The sequence below is a fragment of the Kinneretia sp. DJ1R-11 genome (assembly GCF_025717595.1).
Lineage (GTDB): Bacteria > Pseudomonadota > Gammaproteobacteria > Burkholderiales > Burkholderiaceae_C > Paucibacter_A.
The window spans coordinates 314,698-336,577 of record NZ_JAJIRR010000004.1; the positions used below are offsets into that span (position 1 = coordinate 314,698).

A 21,880-nucleotide genomic window follows, 5' to 3' on the forward strand; every position below is an offset into this window, starting at 1 on the left:
CTCAAGGCGCGCTCCCGCAAGGCAGCGCGCCTTAGTTTTTGCTGCCTCTTCGGCGCCCTCAAGAACCGCTTATTGCGTATCGGCCTCGCGCAAGGTTTGCATCACCGGACGGCGGAGCACGCCGCGCAAGCTCCACCAACCGGCGAGCTGGGCCAGCAAAGCGCCAGCCACCAAGCTGAACAGCGGCACCCAGAGGTTGAGGTTCCAGGCAAAGCCGAAAGCGAAGCGCGCCAGCAAGGCCCCAAGCAGAACAGCCACAGCACCGGCCAGAAAGCCCGCCAGAGCACCGACGCCGAGCAGTTCGGCCCGTTGCACCTGGGCCAGCAGCCGCGAGCTGGCACCCAAAGCCCGCATCAAGGCGAACTCGCGCGTGCGCGCCTCACGGGTGCTGCCCACCGAGGCCAGCAGCACCACCAGGCCCGTGGCCAGGGTGAAACCGAACAGCAGCTGTACCGCCTGGATCACTTGATTGAGCACGGTCTGCACCTGGGTCAACTGAGCCGAAACATCGACCACGGTCAAATTGGGCATGGCGCTACTCAAGGCTCGGTCCAAACCGCCTCCTGTGGGCGCATGAAAGGCCGAGACCCAGGTGCTGGGCAGGTCGGGCATGTGCTCGCGCGGGAACAGCACGAAGAAATTGACCCGCATGGACGACCAGTCCACTTTGCGCAAGGAACTGATGCGCCCCTCCACCGGCACGCCGGCGACATCAAAGCGCAGGCGGTCACCGAGCTTCAAGCCCAAGGTCTCCGCCAAGCCTTGCTCGACGCTGAGCCCGTCCTCTTCATCCTCGACCCATTGCCCCTGAACGACCGCGTTGTGCTGGAGCAGCTGGGCGCTGTGGCTGAGGTTGAACTCGCGCTCGACCAGACGCTGGGCGCGATCGTCGCTGTACTGCTGCGGCCGCACCGGCTGGCCGTTGATGGCCAGCAAGCGACCCCGGATCATGGGAAACAGGTCATAGCTGTGCACACCGGCCGCTTCGATCTGCGTGCGGAAAGCCGGCACCTGATCGGTCTGCAAATTGATGACGAAACGATCGGGCGCGTTGGCCGGCGTGGACTTGAGCCAGCTGTCGATCAAATCGGTACGCAGCAGCACCAGCAAGGCCAGGGCCAGCAAGCCCACGGCCAGCGAAGACACCTGGACCACGGCGAAGCCCGGTCGCGCCGCCACCTGCCGGGTCGCCAGCACCAGCCAACGTGGCAGCGTCGGCCCGGTGCCAGTGCCGTCACCCTGGGCAGCGCTCGCGCCCAGGGGCACCCAGCGCTTGAGCAGCCAGACCGCCAACCAAGCCATGGCCGCGAACAAAGCCAGGGCCAGGGCGAAACCCAGGGCCGCAATCAGGCCCAGGGTCAGCTCACCGGCCAGCACCATCAGGATGCCGGCAAAGCCCAGCACGCCCGCTACCAACACCAGGCTGGAACCCGCCTTGAGGCCGCCCAGATCTCGCCGGATCACCCGCAAAGCCGGCACGGCTGCCAGCTGCAGCACCGGCGGCAAGCCGAAGCCCAGCAGCAAGCTCAAGCCCAGACCCAGGCCCAGCAGCGCGGGCCAGAGCGAGGGCGCGGGCAAGCTGACATTCAAGAGGCCTGCGAGCAGGCTGACAAAGGCGAAATGCAGCCCCCAGCCGAGCAAGATGCCGAGCAGACTGGCCGTCAGGCCGGCCAAGCCGAACTCGATGCTGTAGGCCCAGGCGATGCGCTTTTGAGCCTGGCCGAGCACGCGCAGCAGCGCGCAATCGTCGAGATGGCGAGCCGCAAAATCACGTGCGGCCAAGGCCACAGCAACGGCCGCCAACAGCGCCGACAGCATGGCCACAAGCTTCAGGAACTTGCTCGCCCGGTCCAGGGTCTGGCGCATCTCTGGGCGGCCGCTTTCGAGCGAATCCAGGCGCACGCCGCGCCAGCCCGAGCGCTCGATCAAGGCCTGGGCACGCGTGACAAACTGCTTCACCGCATCCCCGGCTACAGCAGCCTGGCCGGACGCATCGGGTGCCGCCACCGCCAGGCGATAGGTGACGCGACTGGCCGGCTGCACCAGGGCCGTCGCTGCCAGATCCGACTCGGCCAACATCAGGCGTGGCGCGAAATTCATGAAACCGGCGCCTCGATCGGGCTCGGTGGCGATCACGCCGGCGACGGTCAGCGTACTCTCGCCCAACAAAAGCGAGTCGCCCACACGGATTTGCAAGGCATCGATGACGGCAGCGTCCACCCAGACCGTTCCCGCCGCCGGTGCGCCCACTCGGCGGCCGTCCGCCAGCAGCAAGCTGCCACGCAGGGGGTAGGCCGTTCCGACGGACTTCACCGCCACCAATCGGCTGCGTCCGCCCTGGGTCTCGGAAGCTCGGGCCATGCTGGGGAAATTGCTGCTCAGCGTGCTGGTCAAACCCTGCGCCCGCGCCAGGTCCTGCAAGGCGCCCGGGATTGGCTGGTCGGCCAGCAAGACCGCGTCGCCGCCGATCAGCTGAGCAGCATCGCGCCGCAGTCCTTGCTCCAGACGATCCGACAAGAAGCTGACCGCGCACAAAGCTGCCACCGCCAGGCAAACCGCCAACATCAGCAAGCGCAATTCACCGGCTCGCCAGTCGCGCCAGAGCTGGCGCCAAGCCAAGAGCCAGACCTGAGGCGGCTGGTGGCTGGCAAGCAAAGGCTGGGAGGACAAAGCGGGTGCGGTGCTTGAATTCATGCTGCGCACTGTAGCGAGTCCCCGCCAAACTTGCCGTTCGTCAGGCCAAGCCCCGTCACTGGAGTCCTCAGGCGCAGCACCGTGCAGGCAGGCTGAACGCTGCATTCAGGCAGTCGCAGCCCAAATGCCCGGCCGCAGGCGCCCAATAGCGATATGGACACCTCCAATCACCCTAGCCCGCTGCCCAGTCTCTTCCTGTCCCATGGTTCGCCCATGACCGCGCTGGAGGGTCATGAGACCGGCCAGTTCTGGCGCCAGCTGGGCGCAAGTCTGGATGCAAACTACGGCCGGCCGCGCGCCATCGTCGTCGTTTCGGCGCATACGTCGGCGCGCCAGCCCTTGCTGCTGGCTGCGGCCCGGCATGAAGCCATCTACGATTTCGGCGGTTTCGACCCGCGCTTGTACGAGCTGCGCTACGACGCGCCCGGCGCACCAGCCTTGGCGCAAGAAATCCATGGCCTTGCCGCCGCGGCCGGCCTGAATCTGCAAGTCCTGCCCCAGGGCGGTTTGGATCACGGCATCTGGGTGCCCTTGCGCTCGCTCTACCCTGAGGCGGACATTCCTGTGCTGCCCCTGGCCTTTGTGGCAAGCCAGTCGCCTGCTCAACAGTTTGCGCTCGGCGCGGCCTTGCGCTCACTCAGCGAGCAGGGTGTGCTCATCATCGGCAGCGGCAGCCTGACACACAATCTGAGCCTCTTGTTCACTTCCGGCCAGATGCCTGCCTATGACGCCAGGGAACTGCCGGCCTCGGCCGAATTCAGGACATGGTGGGCACAGCGCAGCGCGGCGCTCGATTGGCCCACCCTCCTCGACTATCGCCGGCAGGCGCCACACGCCGTGGCCATGCACCCCAGTGACGAGCACCTGCTGCCCTGGTATGTGGCCGCAGGCGCAGGCGGCAGCGAGCACGTCCCGCAGCGCATCCACAGCGCCCTCAGCTACGGTTGCCTGGCCATGGATGCCTATGCCTTCGGCCCGCAGGCGGAAGCGCTGGCTGAGCGCCTTGCGCCACCGTGAGCGTCGCGGAGAGATCGCTCGCTATACTGCCGCGCAGGCGGGCGTAGCTCAATGGCAGAGCTGAAGCTTCCCAAGCTTAAGACGAGGGTTCGATTCCCTTCGCCCGCTCCACTTCTCTAGTAGGGTCAGGTCTTGCCTGATTCCTAAGGCAAGTTCAGGCACTCCCCCCAAGAGGAGGAGTCGGGCAAGCGTCAAACAGTGCTCTCCCCACCAGGAAGGATGGCCGTACGGCGCGCAAAGCCCGATGCTGACGGCATGAAATCCAATCAGCTCCACATGCAGCCCGCGGCCGCCGCAGTTGGCACGCAAGGACTCGGCCACAACACCGCGCCCGCCCAAGCAAGCCGGCTCTGGTCGCTCAGCGACGACGCACCGGCCCGGCTCGACGGGCTCGAGGTCAGCGAATCCAGCTTCGACGACTGGGCCGCTGTTTTGGCCGAATTGGACGGCGCAACAGGCCGGCGCTGAGCCTCAGGCCAGGCCGGCCTCCACAAGACCGGCCGTCATTGCTTGCGAATGCGACCCGACTCGATCTGAGCCATGGCTGCTACCGGATTCTCCGACAGCCACTCCACCATGGCGTCGATGTCCACACCCAGCGGCACGCGGTCTTTGCCCTGCCGCAGCACGCTCAGGCCATCGCCGCCGTCGGCCATGAAGTTGTTGACGACCACACGGTAGTTGCGCTGCGGGTCCAGTGCCTTGCCGTCGACCTGTACGTCCAGCAGGAGAGGCTGGCCGTCACTGCCATGGGTCCATTGGTAACGCAGGCTGCTCGAGATCTGCAGCAAGCGCGCCGGGGCATCTCCCTTCGGCAACTGACGCAGCAGCAGCTCCTGCAGCTGCGCGCCGCTGATGCTCATCACGACCAGCTCATTGGCAAAGGGTTGGATGGCAAACAGATCGCTCATGGTCACCGGCCGGCCGGATTCGACCGTCAAATCGGCCCGAATGCCACCCGGGTTCATCAAGGCGATATCGGCGCTGCCGCGCTTCTTGGCGTAGGCAAGCTGGGAATCGGCCACCAGATTGCCCAGCGGCCCGTCACCAAACGGCGCACGGGCGCTGCGCTGAGCACCCTGGCTCAGCGTCGCCACCGGCTTGGTACGCACGGCGGCAGTCAAGGCGGCAGCCCGCTGCACCAGGGCAACAAAAGCTGGATTGGGCTGGTAAGCCGACTGCAGCACCGGGTGATTGACGGCCTGCGCATCCAGCACCTTGCCCTGGGTGTCGAGGGTCAGGCGACTTTCCGTCACCCAGCCGCCGTAGCTGCCTGCTTGCACCAGCAGGCGGCCATTGATCTTGCAGGTGTAGGCTTGGTGGGTGTGCCCGCTGATGATCAAGGCATAGGCCGGGTCCAGACGCTGGGCAATGTCGACGCCACGTCCCTGGATACCGGGGCAGACATAGCTCGGGTCGTTGGCACCGCCCGTCTGTGTGGCGCCTTCATGCATCACCGCCACCAGGATCTGCGCGCCTTCGGCTCGCAGCTGAGGCACCAAGGCGTTCAGGGTATCGGCTTCGTCGGCAAAGCGCAGACCGGTGATGGCCCGAGGCACGACGACCAAGGGTGTGTCGCGCGTGACGGCGCCCACAAAAGCCACTTTGTAACCGCCCACGTCCTTGATCACATGGCTAGGCAACATCGCCTTGCCGGTGGCCGCATCCAAGAGATTGGCCGCCAGATAGGGGAATCCGGGTCCTTTGAACTCGGGCCAGGCGCAACCGCTGCTCGGGCACTCGCCGCGCGCTTTGCGCATCAACTCCGGCAGACCAGCATCAAGCTCATGATTGCCGAGCGCAGTGGCCACCAGCCCTAGCTCACCCAAAGCAGTCAGAGTCGGCTCGTCCTTGAGCAAGGATGAGAGCTGGGGCGACGCACCAATCAGATCCCCTGCGGCGACGAACACCGAATGCTGGCGCGGCGCACGCAGCTTTTGCATGGCATCGGCCAAGTAGGCGACGCCACCCGCCGGCTGCGGCTTGATCTCGCCGGTCTGCGGGTCGGGCAGACGCGGCATCAAGGGGGTCGGCGACTTGGGCTGGATGTGCCCATGGAAGTCGTTGATAGAGAAGATGCTGAGTTCCCGCGATGCAGCGGCGGCAGCCGGCGGTGCGGAAGCATCGGGCATGCGCTCGGGACTGGCACAGGCACTCAGCAAGGCTGCGACAAGGCCGAAGCTGCCCATAAGGCGCAGGCGAACAGTTGGCGAGGCCTGCCGCATGACGCGTGACCCGGGCTTGGCAATGGCAATGGCTGACATGAGCAAGGCAGACTCCAAAACATCAGAAGGCAAACAGCGCAAGGGCGCGCCTGGAAGCCGGACGCGGACATGCTATGGACATGGAATGACAGCGCACACGGGCCATGCTGTCTCGGAACGGCGGTGAACGTGGCAAATTCGCAACGCATGACACGAAGCTTCGCCACTGTCACGGAACTTCAATATGGACTGGGCACAGTGCGGACCGGAGCCAGATATGCCCAGCAAGCCAGTGCTCGCCACCCCCGACTTCCGGGTGCACCCGGATATCGCCCAAGTGGGCAAGCGCTGGAAAATTGGGCCCTGTGATCTAGTTTCTCACCGTCACCGGTCAGACCCTGGGTCGACAATTGAACATTCTGCCCGCTCTGCCGCTTTTTTTTGACTCTACGCGCAAACGTTTTCGAATGAAAACGCTGAAGGCGGAAAGTTGCGAAATGTGACAGGCACAAGGCCCGAATTTTGACAAGAAGGAATTTCCGCGAAGTCGCAGGCATGTGGCTTCAATGCGGAAAACAGGCGCAAGTAAACGTTTGCGGCCGCCTTCGATGTACATTTTTGTGACAGATTTTTTACGCGTATTTCAGCGCTTTTATTGGAGTGATCACGATGAGCAGCAGGCATTGGACAGATTTTTCCCGGACGGCGCTGAGCGTCGCGGTCGCCATCGTGGCGGCAGCGCCCGCCATGGCCCAGAACACCACCTCGGCCATCGCCGGCCGCGTGGTCAGCGCTGACGGCAAGGCTGTTGCCGGTGCGACCGTGAGCATCCGTCACGAAGAGTCGGGGTCGGTCAACAACCTCGTGACGGACAGCGAGGGTCGTTACTCGGCTCGCGGCCTGCGCGTCGGCGGCCCCTACACGATCAATATCGCCAAGGGCGCGGACAAGGAGATGCGCGAAGGCGTGTATCTGGCCCTGGCCGAAAGCCTGTCACTGGACTTCACGCTCGGTGGCAATGTCCTGAGCACCGTGGTGGTGAGTGGCAGCAGCGCGGCCAACACCAAGTTCACGAACTCCACCATGGGTTCGGGCACCAGCATGGGCCGCAAGGAGCTGGATGCATTCGCCTCGATCAGCCGCAGCCTGTCTGATTACGCCCGAAATGATCCGCGCCTGTCGCAAACCGACAAGGGCAGTGGTGAAATCTCCGCCGCAGGCCAGAACGCCCGCTTCAACTCGATCACCGTCGACGGCGTGCGCGTCAATGACACCTTCGGCCTGGAAGCCAACGGCTTGCCTACTCTGAAGCAGCCGATCTCGGTCGACGCCATCCAGGCGGTGCAGGTCAACATTTCTAACTACGACGTCACCCAACAGGGTTACACCGGCGCCAATATCAACGCCGTGACCAAGTCGGGCACCAATGAGTTCAAGGGCAGCGTCTACTACGTCTTCCGCAATGACAAGACCTCGGGTGACCGCTTCAACCTGACCAACCAAACCTACAACCGCCCGGCCCCCTTCGATGAAAACCTGAAGGGCTTCACCTTGGGTGGCCCGATCATCAAGGACAAGCTGTTCTTCTTCGCCAGCTACGAAGAGTTGCAAAGCAGCCGGACCGCGCCTAGCTTCGGCCCCGTGGGCAGCAGCCAGGCCAATGTCGGCATCACCAACGAGCAGATCGCAGCCGCGCAAGCTGTGGCCAAGGATGTCTACAAGATCGACATCGGCAGCCTGACCGTACCCAGCGGCATCAAGCTGGTGGCCAAGGACACCTTGTTGAAGCTGGACTGGAACATCAGCGAGAACCACAAGGCCAACCTGCGTTACACCAAGTCAGAGGAAAGCAACCCGATTTTCCCGAACCTGAACGCCGGCACCCTGTCGCTGTCTTCGCATTGGTACAGCCAGGACAAGACTCTGGAAACCGTGGTGGGCCAATGGTTCGCCGACTGGACCGACAACTTCTCCACCGAACTGAAGCTGTCGCAACGCGACTACAAGAGCGACCCGAAGAACGCCAGCGATCTGCCCCAGATCAGCCTGACCTGGACCACACCGGCACCGGCCGGCACGCAGTCCGGCAACCGCACTCTGCGTTTCGGCACGGAAGCCAGCCGCCACTTCAACAGCCTGCAAACCAAGACCTTTGATGCCTTCTTCGCCGGCACTCTGGTCCTGGACAAGCACGAAATCAAGGCCGGCGCCGACCTGCAGCGGAACGAGATCTTCAACGCCTTCCTGCAGAACACCCGAGGCACCTACACCTTCTCCAGCAACGATCCGGTTGCAGACTGGAAGGCCAGCAAGGTCAGCGCCTACACCGTCCAGCTCCCTCTGGCCGGCAGCGTGCTGCAAGACGGCGCAGCCGACTGGAAGCTGACCAATGTCGGCTTGTTCCTGCAAGACACCTGGAATGTCAGCAAGCAGCTGACACTGACCGGTGGTGTGCGCATCGACACCATGAGCACCAGCGACCGCCCGAAGACCAATGCCAAGGCATCCGGTCCCGTGGTGGAAGGCAACGTCGCCACCAACACTCGCCAGACCGGCGGTTTTGGTTACGACAACACCAACACCCTGGACGGCGAAAAACTGATCCAGCCGCGCCTGGGCTTCAACTACGCCCTGGACCCGGTGGACAAGCGCAAGGCGCAGGTTCGCGGCGGCATCGGTCTGTTCATGGGCTCGGCAGCTTCGGTTTGGCTGACCAACCCCTTCCAGAACAACGGCGCAGCCACGGCCAACTTCAACTGCGGCAGCGGCGCGACCCCCTGCTCGGCCATTCAGTTCACCCCGAACACCGGTTCGCAGCCGAGCGTGGCAGGTACCCCGCCGGCCGCCCTGGTCGACTTCGTGGCTCCGGGCGTGAGCCAGCCTTCGGTCTGGAAGACCAACCTGGCCTTCGACACCGAGCTGCCTTGGCACGGTCTGGTCGCTGGTGCTGAATTGCTGAACACCCGTGTCGACAACGGCCTGTACTACAAGTTCCTGAACTTCGGCCCCATCATGTCGACCTCGCCGCTGGATGGCCGCGAGATGTACTACAACGCGGCAGGTCGCTCGCCGCTGTGCTACGCCAACGGCAATGATTCCAGCGCCACCGCTTGCGGTCGCCTGACTCGCGCGCTCAACAACAGCGCTTACACCAATGTGACCGTGGTGGAGAAGACCAACAAGGGTGGTGGCAATGCCTTGACCCTGAGCCTGTCCCTGCCCAACACGACCGGCTTCGGCTGGGGCGTGGCCTACACCCGCAGCAGCGCGACCGAAGTCAGCCCCCTGACCTCGTCGACCGCCAACTCCAACTTCATCAACCGGGCTGTCTTCAACCCGAACGAGGAAGTGGCTGCGAATTCGGCCACCCTGGTGCGCAACCGCTTCAATGCTCAAGCCAGCTGGTCCAAGGCCTTCATCGGCAGCTACAAGACCACCATCGGCCTGGTCTACGAAGGTCGTGAGGGCCGCCCCTACAGCTGGACCTTCAACAACGACATGAACGGTGACGGCGTGGCCGGCAACGACCTGCTGTACATCCCCAAGGGTCCGGGTTCGGGCGAAGTGCTGTTCCGTCTGCCGACGACGGGCAACATCACGACTCAGGCTGCTTTGGACGCTTACCAGAAGAGCACCGCTTCCGCGGCTGAAGCCAAGTTCTGGACCATCGTCGAAAGCGAGTCCGGCCTGCGCGACGCCAAGGGCAGCGTGACGGCTCGTAACAAGGCCTTCTCGAAGTTCACCAACAGCATGGACGTGCGCCTGAGCCAGGAACTGCCGGGCCTGTTCGGCAAGAACAAGGGTGTGGTCACTTTGGACATCCTGAACTTCACCAATCTGCTGAACAAGCGCTGGGGCCGTATCGATGAGATCGGTTTCGATACTGGCGGCAATGTGCGCAAGTTCGTGAACTTCGCGGGTATCGACCCCGCCACTGGCAAGATGATCTACTCGGTCACCGATCCGACGGGCTACACGACCAAACAGACCCGTGGCGAATCCGCCTGGGCCGCTCAAGTGACCCTGAAGTACGAGTTCTAAGCCAGCGCAAGCACCCTCTTCGGCCACGCGGCTGCAGAGGGCCCACAAAAAAGGCAGCTCACGCTGCCTTTTTTTCGTCCTACGCCTTGGTGCTGACTACTTCTGGATGTCGCCCAGGCAGAGGTACTTGATCTCCACATAGTCGTCCATGCCCTGGTGCGCGCCTTCGCGGCCGAGGCCGGACTGTTTGACGCCGCCAAAGGGCACTTCGGCGGTCGCGATCAGGCCGGTATTGATGCCGACCATGCCGTACTCCAAGGCTTCGCCCACGCGGAAGATGCGACCGACGTCGCGGCTGTAGAAATAGCTGGCTAGGCCGAACTCGGTGTTGTTGGCCAAGGCAATGGCTTCAGACTCGGTCTGGAACTTGAACACCGGCGCCACAGGGCCAAAAGTCTCTTCCCGCGAACACAACATCTGTGCGCTGGCATCGGCCAACAGGGTCGGCTCGAAGAAATAGCCATTCGGGCCCTCGACGCGCTTGCCGCCCGCCAGCAGGCGCGCACCAAGAGCCAGTGCGTCGTTGACATGCCGTTCCACCTTCTCCAGCGCCTGCTCGTCGATCAGCGGCCCGATCTGCACACCCGACTCGAAACCATTGCCCAGCTTCAGCGCGCTGACCTTGGCGGCCAGCTTCTCCAGGAAGGTCTCGTAGACACCGGCCTGGACATAGAGGCGGTTGGCACAGACACAGGTCTGACCGGCATTGCGGTATTTGCTGGCGATGGCACCCTCCACCGCGCTGTCGAGATCGGCATCGTCGAAGACGATGAAGGGCGCGTTACCACCCAACTCCAGGGACAGCTTCTTGACGGTCTGCGCACATTGCCGCATCAGTATGCGCCCCACCTCGGTCGAGCCGGTGAAGGACAGATGGCGCACCACATCGCTGTCGCACAGCACATGGCCGATGGCGATGGAATTGCTGGCGTCCGCCGTCAGCACATTGAGCACACCGGCCGGCATGCCGGCGCGCTGCGCCAACTCAGCCACGGCCAAGGCCGACAGAGGCGTCGCCTCAGCGGGTTTGATGACCACGGTGCAACCGGCCGCCAGGGCCGGCGCCACCTTGCGCGTGATCATGGCGATCGGAAAGTTCCAAGGCGTGATGGCCGCACAGACGCCCATGGCCTGCTTGATGACCAAGTAGCGCTTGTTGTTGTCGGTGGTCGGAATGGTCTCGCCATAGACACGCTTGCCTTCTTCGGCAAACCAGTCGATGAAGCTGGCGCCATAGGCCACCTCGCCGCGCGCCTCGGCCAGGGGCTTGCCTTGCTCGGCCGTCATGATGCGGGCCAGATCATCGGCATGCTTGTTGAGCAACTGCGACCAGCGCATCAGGATGGCCGCGCGCTCCTTGGCGGTCTTGCTGCGCCACGGGCCGAAGGCGTTGTGCGCGGCGGCAATGGCCGCCTCAGCCTCGACCGTGCCCAGGTTGGCAACTTCAGCCAGTTGCTGGCCGGTGGCGGGGTCGCAGACGGCAAAGCGGTCCGTGCCGGCCACCCATTCGCCGTTGATGAGTGCTTGCGTGCGCAGGAGGCTGGCGTCCTCGAGGGCGGTCAGCGGGGAAGGCAGGGCATGGTCCATTGCAAAAGCTCCACGTGTCTTGGGGGTTTGATGGGTTCTTGAGGCCACACTCTACCCGCTTCGCCCGCCACACCCGGCCTTCCGGTGCGGCCCGCAACCTATAATCAAAAGTCCCCAAAAATCAAGCATTTACCCTGTTCGAAAGACAGGGCTGCCCGCAGAAAGCCACGGAATGAAAGCAGCTGAAATTCGCCAGACTTTTCTGAAGTTTTTTGAATCCAAAGGTCACCAGATCGTGGCGTCCAGCCCCGTGGTGCCTGGCGACGACCCGACGCTGCTGTTCACCAACGCGGGCATGAACCAGTTCAAGGACGTGTTCCTGGGCTTCGACAAGCGCGCCTACACCCGCGCCACCACCAGCCAGAAGTGCATCCGCGCCGGCGGCAAGCACAACGACCTGGACAACGTCGGCTACACCGCGCGCCACCACACCTTCTTCGAAATGCTGGGCAACTTCAGCTTCGGTGACTATTTCAAGCATGACGCCATCTCCTACGCCTGGGAGCTGCTGACGACCAAGTTCATGCTGCCGGCCGAGAAGCTGTGGGTCACCGTCTACGCCGAAGACGACGAGGCTTACGAGATCTGGAACAAGGTGGTGGGCGTGCCCGCCGAGCGCATCGTGCGCATCGGCGACAACAAGGGCGGCCGCTACATGTCCGACAACTTCTGGATGATGGGCGACACCGGCCCTTGCGGCCCCTGCACCGAAATCTTCTACGACCACGGCCCCGATGTGGCCGGCGGCCCTCCGGGCAGCCCCAACGAAGACGGCGACCGCTATATCGAGATCTGGAACAACGTCTTCATGCAGTTCAACCGCACTGAAGACGGCGTGATGCACCGCCTGCCCAAGCCCAGCGTCGACACCGGCATGGGCCTGGAGCGCCTGGCGGCCGTGCTGCAGCATGTGCACTCGAACTACGAGATCGACACCTTCGTGGCCTTGCTAGCTTCGGCCAAGGCAGCGGTCGACAGCTCCGGCGCTCAAGATTGCAACAAGGACAGCGCCTCACTCAAGGTCATCGCCGACCACATCCGCGCCTGCAGCTTCACCATCGTCGACGGTGTGATCCCGGGCAATGAAGGTCGCGGTTATGTGCTGCGCCGCATCGCCCGCCGCGCCATCCGCCACGGCTACAAGCTGGGCGCCCGCACCCCCTTCTTCCACAAGATCGTGGCCGAGCTGGTGAACCAGATGGGCGAGGCCTACCCCGAGCTGCGCCAAGCCCAAGCCCGCGTGACCGAGGTGCTCAAGCAAGAAGAAGAGCGCTTCTTCCAGACCATCGCCAACGGCATGGAAATCCTGGAAGCCGCCCTGGTCGAGATGGGCAAGAGCGGCAGCACTGTGTTCGACGGTGAAACGGCTTTCAAGCTGCACGACACTTACGGCTTCCCGGTCGACTTGACAGCCGACGTCTGCCGCGAGCGCGGCGTGACGGTCGACCAGGCTGGCTTTGACGCCGCGATGGCGCGCCAGCGTGAGCAAGCCCGCGCCGCTGGCAAGTTCAAGATGGCCGCCGGCCTGGAGTACAGCGGTGCCCCCACCGCCTTCCACGGCTACGAGCACCTGAGCTGCGAGACCTCCAAGGTCACCGCTGTTTACGTGGACGGCGCCCTGGTCGAGCAGGCGAATGCCGGCGACGACGCCGTCATCGTGCTGGACCACACGCCCTTCTACGCTGAGAGCGGCGGCCAGGCCGGTGATGCCGGCGAACTGCGCAACAACAGCAGCCGCTTCGCCGTGGAAGACACACTGAAGATCCAGGCCGATGTCTTCGGCCACCACGGCCGGGTGCTGGAAGGCGCCATCAAGGCTGGCGACAGCTTTGTCGCCAAGGTCAACGCCGAAGCCCGCGCCAAGACCGTGCGCAACCACAGCGCCACCCACCTGATGCACAAGGCCTTGCGCGAAGTGCTGGGCGCCCACGTGCAGCAAAAGGGTTCACTGGTCAACGCCGAACGCACCCGTTTTGACTTTGCCCACAATGCCCCGGTCACGGCCGAACAGATCGCCAAGGTCGAGGCTATCGTCAACGCCGAGATCCTGGCCAACGCCGGCGCCAAGGCCGAAGTTATGGCTCTCGATGATGCGCAGAAGAGCGGCGCCATGATGCTGTTCGGCGAGAAGTACGGCGAGACCGTGCGCGTGCTGAGCATCGGCTCCTCCAAGGAACTCTGCGGCGGCACCCACGTCAAGGCCACGGGCGACATCGGCCTGTTCAAGATCGTGTCTGAGGGCGGCGTGGCCGCAGGCGTGCGCCGCATCGAAGCCGTCACCGGCGACAACGCCCTGGCCTATTTGCAGCAGCTGGAAAGTACGGTCAGCCGCGCCGCCCAGACCCTGAAGACCGCGCCGGCTGATCTGGAGCCGCGCCTGCAAGCTGTGCTGGACCAGGTCAAGGCCCTGGAGAAAGACCTGGCCACGGCCAAGAGCCGCCTGGCTGCAGCGCAGAGCAATGAGCTGTTGACCCAGGCTGTCGATGTGAAGGGTGCCAAGGTGCTGGCCGTCACGCTCGACGGCGCCGATGCCAAGACCCTGCGCGAAACCATCGACAAGCTGCGCGACAAGATGCACTCGGCCGTGATCGTGCTGGCCGCCGTCGAAGGCGAGAAGGTGCATCTGTCGGCCGGCGTCACCGCCGACTACATCGACCGTGGCCTGAAGGCCGGCGAGCTGGTCAGCTTTGTCGCCCAGCAATGCGGCGGCAAGGGCGGCGGCAAGCCCGATCTGGCCATGGCCGGCGGCACGCAGCCGGCGGCTGTGCCGGCCGCGCTGGCCTCGGTCCATGCCTGGGTGGCCGAACGCCTCTAAACCCCCTACCATCCTCTCCATACGCAAGGGCCCAAGCGAATGGGCCCTTGTTCTTTTCAGCTACACCCCACCAGGAGTCCGCATGAGCGACACCATTGACCACCAAAACGCCGAGCGCCTGGCCGCTCTCCTGCAGATCCTCGTGGCCGCCACCCCCGAAGACGAAACCGCCGTGCCCATCGACATGCTGGACGGCTACCTGACCGCGCTGATCTGCGGCCCGGTGGTGGTCACGCCCATCCAGGCCATGGACGCGCTGTTCGGCGAAGACTGGGCCGATGCCCTGGACGAGCAGGACGCGACCGAAGAGTTCATGAGCGTGCTGCACGAGCGCTGGAACGAGATCGCCGACAGCCTCGAACCCGAGGCCCTGGCCGCCAATCCGGAAGCCATGCAGCTGACGCCGCTGATCACCGAGTTCGACGAAGCCACCAAGGCCGACCTGCTGAGCCAGGGCGTGCTGACGGCCGAACAGTTGGAGCAACTGCCGCCCAACGGCCTGATGTGGGTGGAAGGCTTTATGCAAGCCGTCGATGACTTCGAAGAAGCCTGGTACATCTTCGACAGCGAAAGCGAAGAAGCGCAGATGCTGGACGCCATGCTGATGTCAGTCGCTGCCGTGGCCATGGCTCCGGGCGAGCAACGCGAGGCCTACATCGCCGAAGCCTATGACGAAGGCGAAGAAGTCGACCAAGATGTGCTGCTGGACGACGCCCTGTTCTCGGCCCAGGACCTGCGCCTGTTCTGGATTCAGCAGTCGGACGACGAAGCCGCCAACGACGAAGCAGGCCCGGACGCCTGAGACCTGATTCGCAGCCGGCGAGCCTGAGCGGGCCCTCGCCCGCTCGCTCCGACGCTCACAAGCGCCCGGCGCAGTTGGGCGCGCCGCAGCGGCAGCGCAGCCGCCCTTCATGGTGGCTCTCGCCGTAGTCGCAACTCAGCTCCTCGCCGGCCGCGATATCGCGCAAGGCATAAAACTCCACCCGGCCTTGGCTGATGCGCAGCACCGCGTTCGCAGCACAGCTGTGGTTGATGTAGCGCAGCGCATCGGTGGACAGGGTGGCGTCCACCGCGCGGGTTTCCGAGACCTCGACGATGTGGATGCGCTCGCGGCCCTTGGCCCGGCGACGCGCCTCGCGCACCGAGATCGCCTCGCCGCGCAGCTCGCCAATCTTGCGCCGCTGCGTAATCGGCTCGGCGGCAAACACCCCCATGCCATCGATGGCGCTCTCGCCCACACGCAGCGCAAAGCGCTCGGCCGGCAAGGGGGGGCGTTTGCCGACTGCGGCGGGCTCGGTCTGAGGCGCGGCAGGGGCGGATTCGATGGGCAAGGTGGAAATTCGAGGCATGGTGCTGCGATTGTCGCTGCGGCGCCGCAGTCCGCACAGCCACCCTCGCCTGCTACTTGACCCCACCGAGGGCCGGCCGACATACTGGCCCGCATGAGCTCCGCCGCCATTCAAATTCACAGCCTAGCCAGCCGCAGCTGCCATCAGCCGCTGGTGGTGCTGATCGCGCTGGCGCACATGCCTGTGCTGCTGGCGCAGGTCCAGCACGCGGAGACGAGCAGGCTGCAGCGGCCCCAGCTCTCCCACTGAACTCATAGACGCCCCCCCGAATCCCTCCAAGCCCGCTGCCCCCAGCGGGCTTTTTTCATTGCCCCACCACCCTCAAGCACCAGGAGCCCATCGATGGAGAAGATCACGATCCGACGCAGCCAGGTTTCAGACGCCGCCGCCATGGCCCGGCTGATGTCCCACCCCGAGGTCTTCTCCGGTCTGCTGCAACTGCCCTACCCCAGCGAGGAACTCTGGCGCGCCCGCCTGCAGGACAACGCCGCGCCGGGCAAAACCGATCTGTCGCTGGTGGCCGAGGTCCAGGGCGCCGTGGTCGGCAGCGCCGGTCTGCATCCGGCCGGAGCTTCACTGCGCCGCCGGCACGCCATGGGCATGGGCATCTCGGTCGCGGCCGAAGCCCAAGGCCAGGGCGTCGGCCGCGCCCTGATGGCCGCCCTGCTCGACTACGCCGACAACTGGGGCCAGGTCTTGCGCACCGAGCTGACGGTCTACGCCGACAACGCGCGCGCGATCCGGCTCTATGAGCACTTCGGCTTCCAACGCGAGGGTCTGATGCGCGCCTACGCCCTGCGCAATGGCGCATTTGTCGACACCCTGGCCATGGCCAGGCTGCACCCGAAGCCGCCGCGCTGGGATTGAGGCCCTCGGGGCTGCATCAAAAGCAAAAGGCCGCGAACGCGGCCTTTTTGCATATGGTGGGGGAAATAGACCGCGCCTCGCGGCGCGGGTGGGCCTCAGATCGGGCGGAACTGGGCGCGGCGCAGGTCGGCCATGCGCATTTCTTCCGGTGTGGCCTGGCCTTCGACCACGACCTTGGGCAGTTGCTTGGCGGGGGCTCGCACGACAGGTGCAGAGCTCAGGCGCTTGCCGGTCACCACCAAGCGAGCCAGCTTGACCACTTCACTGGCCTGAACCGGCGCTGGCGGAAAGGCCAGCCCCAGAAAAGCGGCACTCAAGGCCAGAGGTGCGGCCCAGGCGCGAGAAAAGGGACGGGCCCGTGTGGTTCTCTGCTGCATTTCCAAATCTCCCCCGCCTGCTTTGGGCGATGTGTATTCAATGGAGCGGAGTATCACCAAGCCACGCACTCGGCTCCAGCAAAAAGCGACGAACTGCAGTTTTGGGCGATGAGGCAGCGCTGCAAGCGCCTGAATTTCCCTTCAAGCCACTGCCATCTTGTTTTGATCTGCCTCAAGCATACCGAAGCTCACTCGACTTTCCCCAGAATACCCGGTAGGCGAACCACGTGTAGATCAGGATGGCCGGCAGTGTGACCAAGACCCCCCAAAGAATGACGGCCAGAGACTTGGGCGCGGCCGCCGCCTGCCAGACTGTCAGACGGTCGATCAGCACATAGGGATAGAGGCTGTAGGCCAGGCCCAGGGCGCCGAGCAACATGATGGCGACCATCAGGGCGAAGGGCAGCCAGCAGAGCTTGCCGCGCACCCGGTGCGAGTTCAGCAAGGCGCGCAAGGCCAGCAAGGACAGACCCGTCATCAGCGGGATGGGCAGCAAGGCGATCAGCTCGGGCATGCGAAACCAGCGCTCGCTGACCGTGGCGCTGACCCAGGGCGTCATCAGGGATACGCCGGCCAGACCCAAGACCACGGCCGGCCAGGCCAGCTTGGCCCGCTGCACGGCCAGGGTTTGCACCGCGCCGTCCATCTTCATGATCAACCAGCCGGCGCCCAGCATGGCGTAGGCCGCGGCCAGGGCCAGGGCAATCAGCAAGGCAAAAGCGGTGTAGCCCGGCCCCTCGGCGAAGCCCGTGATGTAGCGCGCCAGCATCCAGCCCTGGGACAGGGCCGCTAGAGCAGAGCCGGCGATAAAAGCACCGTTCCAGAACGGTTTCCAGTCAGCCGGCGCCTTGACGCGGAAGTCAAAGGCCACACCGCGCAGCATCAGACCCAGCAGCATCAGCGCCACCGGCAGGTAGAGCGCTTGCAAGATCAGGCCATGGGCTTTGGGAAACGCCACCAGCAAGATCCCCACCCCCAGCACCAGCCAGGTTTCGTTGGCGTCCCAGAAAGGGCCGATCGAGGCCACCATCTGGTCCTTGTGGGCGTCGCTGGCGCCCAGCATCAGCAGGCCGACGCCCAAGTCGTAGCCGTCCAGGACCACATAGATCAGCAGCGACAGGCCCATCAGGCCCAGGAACACCAAGGGCATCCAGCCGGCGGGGGTGCTCAGGTCGGGGTTCGAGAGGTTCATCAATGCGTCCATCAGGCAAAACTCCGACTCTGGGTCAGGCGCACGGACGTGCTCGGGCCATGTTCAAGTGGCTTCTCCGCCATGTACTTGAGCGCGCCGATATAGGCCACGATCAGGAACAGGTACAGCGTCACATAGCCCGCCAAAGTCAGGGCGATATAGGGCGCCGGTGTGGTCGAGGCCACCTCGCTGGTGCGCAGCAGGCCATAGACGATGAAGGGTTGACGGCCGATCTCGGTGACATACCAGCCGGACACGGTGGCCAGCCAGCCCGAGAACGCCATGCCGGTCAGGCCCCAGAGCAGCGGCCGCGGCAGCTGCTCGGCCACCCAGGCACGGCGGCGGTACAGCCACAGGCCCGCCCAGCTGAAGGCCAGCATCAAGAGCCCCGTGCCGACCATGATGCGAAAACCGAAGAACAGCGGTGCCACCGGCGGATGCGCGCCCTTGAACTCGTCCAGGCCGCGGATCTCACCCTCGGCTTCATGGGTCAGGATCAGGCTGGCCAGCTTCGGGATGCCCAGCGCGAAATCATTGCTGCGAGTCTTCTCGTTCGGCCAGGCGAACAACAGCAAGGGCGCGCCGCGCTCGGTCTGCCAGACGCCTTCCATCGCCGCCACCTTGGCCGGTTGGTGCTTGAGGGTATTGAGCCCGTGCATATCGCCCACCAGGATTTGCAGCGGGATCAGCACCGCGCCCAGCGTCAGGCCCACCCGCAGCACGCGGGCGGTGCTGGGCTGGCTCTTGCGCTTGAGCAGCTGCCAAGCGCTCAGGCCGGCCAGCAGAAAGGCCACGGTCAGGCCCGAAGCCAGCAGCTTGTGGGTCAGGCGGTAGGGGAAGCTGGGGTTGAAGATCACCTCGGCCCAGCTCAGCACATGGAACTCGCCCTTGATGATCTCGAAGCCCTGGGGCGTCTGCATCCAGGAGTTCAGGCTCAAGATCCAGAAGGCGCTCAAGCTGGTGCCAAAGGCCACCAGGAAGGTGGCGGCCAGATGCACCCGCTCGCTGACCCGGCCATGACCGAACAGCATCACGCCGAGGAAACTCGCCTCCAAGAAGAAAGCCGTCAGCACCTCGTAGCCCAGCAGCGGCCCGGCGATATTGCCGGCCCGCTCCATGAAGCCGGGCCAGTTGGTGCCGAACTGGAAGCTCATGGTGATGCCGCTGACCACGCCCAACGCAAAACTCAGCGCGAAGACCTTGGTCCAGAAACGGTAGGCATGGAGCCAGGCCTCCTGGTGGGTGCTCAACCAGCGCCAGCGGAAGAACAGCAGCACCCAGGCCAGGGCGATGTTGATGGTGGGAAAGAGGATGTGGAAGGTGATGTTGGCGGCGAACTGCATGCGGGCCAGCACCACGGGATCGAGGGCATGAAGGGCATCCATGGCTTCACACCTCCGAAGCCGGCTTAGCCGCAACACCGCTGACGGCGCGGCCGATGCGGCCGGGCAACTCCAGCATCTTCTGCACCTTGGAGCCCATCTTCATCAGCTGACCCAGGGTCTGCGAGTCCATCTTCTGCACATCGTCGAACCAGGTCGTCATCAGTTCGATCAGGTCGTGCATGCCGCGCATGCGCTCCTGCGCCACGCGGTCCTCTTCGCAGGTCGGCGCCTCCAGCAAGGCATTGCGCAGCATGGACAAGGTCGGTTCGATCTCGCGGCGGCGGCGCTCTTCGGCCAGGGTGCGAAAGATCTCCCAGGCATCAGACGGCGCCTCGAAATACTCGCGCCGGTCGCCCGGCAGATGGCGCAGGCGCACCAGGCGCCAGGCCTGCAGCTCCTTCAGGCCCATGGAGACATTGGAACGGCTGAACTCCAGGTTCTCGGCGATGTCGTCGGCGTTGATGGCCTGGGGCGAGACAAAAATCAAGGCATAAATCTGCCCGACGGTGCGATTGATGCCCCAGCGGCTGCCCATTTCACCGAAATGGGCCACAAAACTACGAACCAGGGGACTCATGGCTTGCATGGCGGTTTGTCCTTGCGCCAGCGCAAAGCCGGCGACTTCTGAGGGTGGAGGAATTTGATCTGCTTCAAGATTTTGCTGAATTTTCAAGAATTCCTGAAAATTCAGCAAGTCCACAAGTCCAAGACCGTGCGAGCAGCGAGGTTGCTGCGCCAAGCGCCGGCCAATAATGGCGCGCCCCTCCAACACCGCGGCGCCGCGAAGCCCGCCCTTTCTTAGCTCTTCCCTCCATGCTGACCCGCCCCCGACTTCTTCTGATGAGCTGGCTGCTGGCCCTGAGCGCCGGCGCACTTGCCAGCGATGCCGCCCACCGCGTCCAAATCGCCAGCCTGCCCCAGCAAGACGGCAAGCCCCTGGCCCTGAGCGGCTACTGGTTTCCGGCCGCAAACGGCGCCGAGGCCAAGGCGCGACCGGCCGTGCTGCTGCTGCACGGCTGCGGCGGAGCCCTGGGTCGACAGGCGGACCAGCTGTCCGAGCGCATGCACAGCTACCGCACGCTGCTGAACCAGGAAGGCTGGCATGTGCTGGTGCTCGATTCCCTGAGCCCGCGCGGCGAGCGCGAGCTCTGCACCCAACGCATCGGCAGCCGCCAGGTCACCATGCGCGAGCGCCGGCGCGACACCTTGGGCGCCCTGCAATGGCTGGCCGCCCGCGCCGAGGTGGATCCGGCCCGGCTGGCCTTGCTGGGCTGGTCCAATGGCGGCAGCACCGTGCTGGCCAGCACGGCGGCCGACCATGAGGAGGTGCAAGCCAACCCGGCCAAACCCCGCGCGGCCGTCGCCTTCTACCCCGGCTGCGAGGCCGAGCTCAAGCGCGGCTATCGGGCGCAAGCACCCTTGCTGATGCTGCTGGGCGCGGCCGACGACTGGACACCCGCCAAGCCCTGCGAACAGCTGGCCGCGGCCGTGCCGAAGCAGCTCGGCAGTGCCGCCATTCAATTTCAGAGTTATGCCGGCGCCTACCACGGCTTCGATTCCGCCGCGCCCATGCGCCTGCGCCGCGAGGTGCCCAACGGCGTGAACCCGGGCGCGGGCGTCCATGTGGGCGGCAATGCCCAGGCCTGGGCAGCCTCGCGCGAAGCCCTGCTGGGTTTTTTGCGGGAGCAACTGAAATGAGCGGCAAAACCACGGCAGCGGCACTCCCCGAACTGCACAGCCAGCGCTTGCTGCTGCGTGCGCCCTCACCCGCCTTGCTGGAGGCCGTGATCGCCTTTCAGGCGCGCAACCGCGAACATCTGGCGCCCTGGGACCCGCCGCAGCCCGCCGACTTTCTCGAGCCCGAGTTCGTGCGCGCTCGCCTGCAGCAAGGCGCCGATGAATTCGCTGCCGGCACGGCGCTGCGCTACTGGTTCGCACGCCGGGAGGAGCCTGCCCTGTTGATCGGCCAGGTCGGTGTCTCGCAATTGGCGCGCGGCCCCTTCCAGAACGCCAGCCTGGGCTACAGCCTGGATGAGCAGGCCCAGAGCCAGGGCTTGATGCACGAAGCCCTGCAAGCCGTCATCGCCGAGCTGTTCGGCCCGCGCGTGCACCTGCATCGTCTGCAAGCCGCCGTGCGGCCCGAGAACCAGCGCAGCCGTGCTGTGCTGCAGCGCCTGGGCTTCAGCCCCATCGGCCTGAGCCGACGCTACCTCTTCATCAACGGCGCCTGGCGCGACCACGAGCTCTTCGACCTGATCAACCCGGGCTGGCCCGACGGTCTTCCGCCCTGAGGCAGACGGCACGCGGAGCTCTTGGAGCGCAGGCGCGACACCGCTCATCCCCGCTCATCCC

At 64.8% G+C, this 21,880-nt stretch carries 17 protein-coding genes and 1 tRNA gene; 10 read left to right on the forward strand and 8 right to left on the reverse strand.

Annotation, left to right across the window (positions count from 1 at the left end; translation table 11 throughout):
* Positions 1-69: 69 nt before the first annotated feature.
* Positions 70-2,694, reverse strand: coding sequence for an ABC transporter permease (locus LNV23_RS10175; protein ID WP_263562870.1), 2,625 nt, complete (start codon positions 2,692-2,694; stop codon positions 70-72).
* Between the two features lie 153 nt (positions 2,695-2,847).
* On the opposite strand from LNV23_RS10175, the gene LNV23_RS10180 reads away from it, so the two are divergent.
* From LNV23_RS10180 to LNV23_RS10190, 3 genes are all read left to right on the forward strand, one after another.
* On the forward strand, positions 2,848-3,711 hold the full coding sequence (locus tag LNV23_RS10180; protein WP_263562871.1) for a DODA-type extradiol aromatic ring-opening family dioxygenase: 864 nt from the start codon (positions 2,848-2,850) through the stop codon (positions 3,709-3,711).
* Positions 3,712-3,748: 37 nt separating this feature from the next.
* Positions 3,749-3,822 (forward strand) — tRNA-Gly (locus LNV23_RS10185).
* A 144-nt stretch (positions 3,823-3,966) separates the two neighbouring features.
* On the forward strand, positions 3,967-4,179 hold the full coding sequence (locus tag LNV23_RS10190; RefSeq protein WP_263562872.1) for a hypothetical protein: 213 nt from the start codon (positions 3,967-3,969) through the stop codon (positions 4,177-4,179).
* Between the two features lie 35 nt (positions 4,180-4,214).
* On the opposite strand, the gene LNV23_RS10195 is transcribed toward LNV23_RS10190, so the two are convergent.
* A complete protein-coding gene (locus LNV23_RS10195) occupies positions 4,215-5,975 on the reverse strand; it encodes a bifunctional metallophosphatase/5'-nucleotidase (RefSeq protein ID WP_263562873.1) in 1,761 nt (586 codons plus the stop codon).
* 609 nt (positions 5,976-6,584) lie between these two features.
* Here LNV23_RS10195 and LNV23_RS10200 point away from each other — a divergent pair.
* Positions 6,585-9,956, forward strand: a complete 3,372-nt coding sequence (locus LNV23_RS10200; protein ID WP_263562874.1) for a TonB-dependent receptor — start codon at positions 6,585-6,587, stop codon at positions 9,954-9,956.
* A gap of 96 nt (positions 9,957-10,052) precedes the next feature.
* On the opposite strand, the gene LNV23_RS10205 is transcribed toward LNV23_RS10200, so the two are convergent.
* On the reverse strand, positions 10,053-11,543 hold the full coding sequence (locus LNV23_RS10205; protein WP_263562875.1) for an NAD-dependent succinate-semialdehyde dehydrogenase: 1,491 nt from the start codon (positions 11,541-11,543) through the stop codon (positions 10,053-10,055).
* Positions 11,544-11,715: 172 nt separating this feature from the next.
* Here LNV23_RS10205 and alaS point away from each other — a divergent pair, with 172 nt between their 5' ends.
* Together alaS and LNV23_RS10215 are read left to right on the forward strand one after the other, a co-directional pair.
* On the forward strand, positions 11,716-14,358 hold the full coding sequence (gene alaS / locus LNV23_RS10210; protein ID WP_263562876.1) for an alanine--tRNA ligase: 2,643 nt from the start codon (positions 11,716-11,718) through the stop codon (positions 14,356-14,358).
* A gap of 82 nt (positions 14,359-14,440) precedes the next feature.
* Positions 14,441-15,160, forward strand: a complete 720-nt coding sequence (locus LNV23_RS10215) for a UPF0149 family protein (RefSeq protein WP_263562877.1) — start codon at positions 14,441-14,443, stop codon at positions 15,158-15,160.
* 55 nt (positions 15,161-15,215) lie between these two features.
* On the opposite strand, the gene LNV23_RS10220 is transcribed toward LNV23_RS10215, so the two are convergent.
* Entirely contained in the window at positions 15,216-15,707 is a 492-nt protein-coding gene (locus LNV23_RS10220) for an SET domain-containing protein (protein WP_263562878.1), read from the reverse strand.
* Positions 15,708-15,800: 93 nt separating this feature from the next.
* Between LNV23_RS10220 and LNV23_RS10225 the strand changes: the two genes are divergently transcribed.
* Both LNV23_RS10225 and LNV23_RS10230 read left to right on the forward strand, forming a co-directional pair.
* Positions 15,801-15,956, forward strand: a complete 156-nt coding sequence (locus tag LNV23_RS10225; RefSeq protein ID WP_263562879.1) for a hypothetical protein — start codon at positions 15,801-15,803, stop codon at positions 15,954-15,956.
* Positions 15,957-16,049: 93 nt separating this feature from the next.
* A complete protein-coding gene (locus LNV23_RS10230; protein WP_263562880.1) occupies positions 16,050-16,574 on the forward strand; it encodes a GNAT family N-acetyltransferase in 525 nt (174 codons plus the stop codon).
* A gap of 95 nt (positions 16,575-16,669) precedes the next feature.
* Here LNV23_RS10230 and LNV23_RS10235 read toward each other — a convergent pair whose 3' ends face one another.
* The 4 genes from LNV23_RS10235 to LNV23_RS10250 form a co-directional block, all read right to left on the reverse strand.
* Positions 16,670-16,951, reverse strand: coding sequence for a hypothetical protein (locus LNV23_RS10235; RefSeq protein WP_263519457.1), 282 nt, complete (start codon positions 16,949-16,951; stop codon positions 16,670-16,672).
* 172 nt (positions 16,952-17,123) lie between these two features.
* The gene (locus LNV23_RS10240) at positions 17,124-18,155 is read right to left on the reverse strand and encodes a cytochrome d ubiquinol oxidase subunit II (protein WP_411910563.1); all 1,032 of its coding nucleotides are present in this window, start codon (positions 18,153-18,155) and stop codon (positions 17,124-17,126) included.
* On the reverse strand, positions 18,155-19,528 hold the full coding sequence (locus LNV23_RS10245) for a cytochrome ubiquinol oxidase subunit I (RefSeq protein WP_263562881.1): 1,374 nt from the start codon (positions 19,526-19,528) through the stop codon (positions 18,155-18,157). Before LNV23_RS10245 ends, LNV23_RS10240 begins: the two co-directional genes overlap by 1 nt.
* Positions 19,529-19,532: 4 nt before the next feature.
* The gene (locus tag LNV23_RS10250; protein ID WP_263562882.1) at positions 19,533-20,114 is read right to left on the reverse strand and encodes a GbsR/MarR family transcriptional regulator; all 582 of its coding nucleotides are present in this window, start codon (positions 20,112-20,114) and stop codon (positions 19,533-19,535) included.
* Positions 20,115-20,341: 227 nt separating this feature from the next.
* On the opposite strand from LNV23_RS10250, the gene LNV23_RS10255 reads away from it, so the two are divergent.
* Positions 20,342-21,226 carry a dienelactone hydrolase family protein gene (locus tag LNV23_RS10255; protein ID WP_263562883.1) on the forward strand — a complete coding sequence of 295 codons (885 nt, stop codon included), beginning with the start codon at positions 20,342-20,344 and terminating at the stop codon, positions 21,224-21,226.
* A complete protein-coding gene (locus LNV23_RS10260; protein ID WP_263562884.1) occupies positions 21,223-21,819 on the forward strand; it encodes a GNAT family N-acetyltransferase in 597 nt (198 codons plus the stop codon). Before LNV23_RS10255 ends, LNV23_RS10260 begins: the two co-directional genes overlap by 4 nt.
* Positions 21,820-21,880 lie beyond the last annotated feature (61 nt).

Coding starts and splice junctions, on each gene's coding strand:
- LNV23_RS10250 (WP_263562882.1), bottom strand. CDS start 20,114: ATGCAAGCCATGAGTCCCCTGGTTCGTAGTTTTGTGGCCCATTTCGGT.
- alaS (WP_263562876.1), top strand. CDS start 11,716: ATGAAAGCAGCTGAAATTCGCCAGACTTTTCTGAAGTTTTTTGAATCC.
- LNV23_RS10200 (WP_263562874.1), top strand. CDS start 6,585: ATGAGCAGCAGGCATTGGACAGATTTTTCCCGGACGGCGCTGAGCGTC.
- LNV23_RS10180 (WP_263562871.1), top strand. CDS start 2,848: ATGGACACCTCCAATCACCCTAGCCCGCTGCCCAGTCTCTTCCTGTCC.
- LNV23_RS10225 (WP_263562879.1), top strand. CDS start 15,801: ATGAGCTCCGCCGCCATTCAAATTCACAGCCTAGCCAGCCGCAGCTGC.
- LNV23_RS10215 (WP_263562877.1), top strand. CDS start 14,441: ATGAGCGACACCATTGACCACCAAAACGCCGAGCGCCTGGCCGCTCTC.
- LNV23_RS10240 (WP_411910563.1), bottom strand. CDS start 18,155: ATGGACGCATTGATGAACCTCTCGAACCCCGACCTGAGCACCCCCGCC.
- LNV23_RS10235 (WP_263519457.1), bottom strand. CDS start 16,951: ATGCAGCAGAGAACCACACGGGCCCGTCCCTTTTCTCGCGCCTGGGCC.
- LNV23_RS10255 (WP_263562883.1), top strand. CDS start 20,342: ATGCTGACCCGCCCCCGACTTCTTCTGATGAGCTGGCTGCTGGCCCTG.
- LNV23_RS10245 (WP_263562881.1), bottom strand. CDS start 19,528: ATGGATGCCCTTCATGCCCTCGATCCCGTGGTGCTGGCCCGCATGCAG.
- LNV23_RS10230 (WP_263562880.1), top strand. CDS start 16,050: ATGGAGAAGATCACGATCCGACGCAGCCAGGTTTCAGACGCCGCCGCC.
- LNV23_RS10205 (WP_263562875.1), bottom strand. CDS start 11,543: ATGGACCATGCCCTGCCTTCCCCGCTGACCGCCCTCGAGGACGCCAGC.
- LNV23_RS10190 (WP_263562872.1), top strand. CDS start 3,967: ATGAAATCCAATCAGCTCCACATGCAGCCCGCGGCCGCCGCAGTTGGC.
- LNV23_RS10195 (WP_263562873.1), bottom strand. CDS start 5,975: ATGTCAGCCATTGCCATTGCCAAGCCCGGGTCACGCGTCATGCGGCAG.
- LNV23_RS10260 (WP_263562884.1), top strand. CDS start 21,223: ATGAGCGGCAAAACCACGGCAGCGGCACTCCCCGAACTGCACAGCCAG.
- LNV23_RS10220 (WP_263562878.1), bottom strand. CDS start 15,707: ATGCCTCGAATTTCCACCTTGCCCATCGAATCCGCCCCTGCCGCGCCT.
- LNV23_RS10175 (WP_263562870.1), bottom strand. CDS start 2,694: ATGAATTCAAGCACCGCACCCGCTTTGTCCTCCCAGCCTTTGCTTGCC.